This is a genomic window from Acidovorax sp. KPB24-07, from assembly GCF_057543315.1.
Genome location: NZ_BAAJYS010000516.1, coordinates 1 through 1,991, shown reverse-complemented (window position 1 = coordinate 1,991; position 1,991 = coordinate 1). Strand labels below are relative to the sequence as shown.

Here is a 1,991-nt window from a genome sequence, read left to right as displayed (position 1 = left end):
GCCACAGGAGCGACCGGCGTGACGGGCGCCACTGGCGCGACAGGGGTGACCGGAGCCACGGGCACGACCGGCGCCACCGGCCCCCAAGGGATCCAGGGCGTGACCGGCGTCACGGGAGCGACGGGCGTGACCGGCCCGACAGGAACCACCGGAGCGACGGGGCCGACGGGGCCTCAAGGCGCTCAAGGCAATCAGGGAGTTCAAGGCATCCAGGGCGTGACCGGTGCCACGGGTGTGACCGGCGCCACAGGAGCGACCGGCGTGACGGGCGCCACTGGCGCAACGGGGGCCACGGGCAGCGTAGGCTCGTTGACCACATCCCAGTCTACGGCCACCAATTGCAACGGCGGTACTGGCGAGGACACCCGGACGGCGACCTGCAGCGCGGGCAACGTCGTGTCTGGCGGATGCAATTCGACCGACTTCCGCAACGTCATCGCATCATCCTATCGCTCGTCCGCAACGCAGTGGTCCTGCAAGTTCAACTGCACCGAAGTCGCCAACGTGGTGGCTGAAGCGTATTGCCAGTAACGCCCCTCCGTGAGGCATCCCGGGATATGAACGCCTTCGGCTTTCCGTGCCTGCGGGTGCCACGGCACCCACAGTGATCCGCCCCCGCATCTGCCTGAACATGATCGTGAAGAACGAGGCACCGGTGATCACCCGGTGCCTCGCTTCGGTGCGGCCGTTCATCGACCATTGGGTCATCGTGGACACGGGCTCCACGGACGGTACGCAGGACATCGTTCGCCGCTTCCTGCACGACCTTCCCGGCACCCTGCACGAGCGCCCGTGGAAGAACTTCGCGCACAACCGCAACGAGGCCCTGGAACTGGCCCGCCCGCATGCCGCCTACCTGCTGTTCATCGACGCCGATGAGCAGCTGCGCATGCCGGCGCAGTACCGGTGGCCGGCGCTCGACGCGGACGGCTACCTCTTCCTGTGCGATATGAACGGCTGGGAATACCAGCGCAACAGCATGGTGGCCACGCGCGTGGACTGGCGCTGGGAAGGCGTGCTGCACGAGTACCTGGCCGCGCCCTCGCACGGGCCCTGGCAGACGCTGGCGGGGCCGGTCATCGAGGTGGCCCATGACGGCGCGCGCGGGCGCGATCCCGACACCTACCTGCGCGACATCGCGGTGCTGGAGCAGGACCTGCGCGAGCACCCGGACAACACCCGCAATGTGTTCTATCTGGCGCAAAGCTACCGCGACGCGGGCCGCCTGCAGGACAGCCTGGAGTGGTACCGCCGCCGCGCCGGCATGGGCGGCTGGGAAGAGGAATCCTGGTACGCACTGTTCCAGGTGGCAGTGCTGACCGAGCGCCTGCAGATGCCCGACAGCGCGGTGCGCGACGCCTATCTCGCCGCCTACGCACAGCGGCCCCAGCGCGCCGAACCGCTGTGCGAGCTGGCGCGCTACCACCGCCTGCGGTCGGAGTTCGCGCTGGCGCACCTGTATGCCCAGCAGGCCGCGCGCATCCCGAGGCCGGCGGACATCCTGTTCGTGGACGGCGCGGTGTACGCCTGGCGCGCGCTGGACGAACTGGCCGTCAGTTCCTTCTACGCCCCCGGCGCGCAGGACCAGGGCCGGGACGCCTTGCGCCAACTGCTGCGCGATCAGCGCTTTCCGGCATCGGAGACCGCGCGCATGCAAGCCAATCGCACGTTCTACGGGCTGTGATGGCCCGCTGAGGGAACGGTCGCAGGCGCTGCGGCGCTCCCCACCGGCCACCCACCACGGGACGGTCTGCCGGCCCCAGCTACCGCGCCATGGGGCTGGCCACGTGCAGGCACCGATCGGTCTGCGCCAACCGCTTTTTTCCGCGCGGTGACAATGGCTGGATGCCCCTGCCTGCTTTCGTCACCCCCCTTGCCACCCGCCGCACCCTGCGCGCGCCAGGCCACCCGCCATGCACTCCATGAAACCGCCAGCGCCCCCTGCCCCGCCCGCCGGCTGGACGCGCCGCGCCTGGTTGGCGGCCACGGCC

Annotated in this window: 2 protein-coding genes; one reads left to right on the top strand and one right to left on the bottom strand. The window is 69.9% G+C overall.

Features of this window, described 5'->3' with window-relative positions; all coding sequences use genetic code 11:
* Positions 1-200: 200 nt before the first annotated feature.
* Positions 201-437 carry a hypothetical protein gene (locus AC27IQ_RS23315; RefSeq protein ID WP_487090970.1) on the bottom strand — a complete coding sequence of 79 codons (237 nt, stop codon included), beginning with the start codon at positions 435-437 and terminating at the stop codon, positions 201-203.
* Between the two features lie 194 nt (positions 438-631).
* On the opposite strand from AC27IQ_RS23315, the gene AC27IQ_RS23310 reads away from it, so the two are divergent.
* A complete protein-coding gene (locus AC27IQ_RS23310) occupies positions 632-1,684 on the top strand; it encodes a tetratricopeptide repeat protein (RefSeq protein WP_487090971.1) in 1,053 nt (350 codons plus the stop codon).
* The last annotated feature ends 307 nt before the right edge of the window (positions 1,685-1,991 follow it).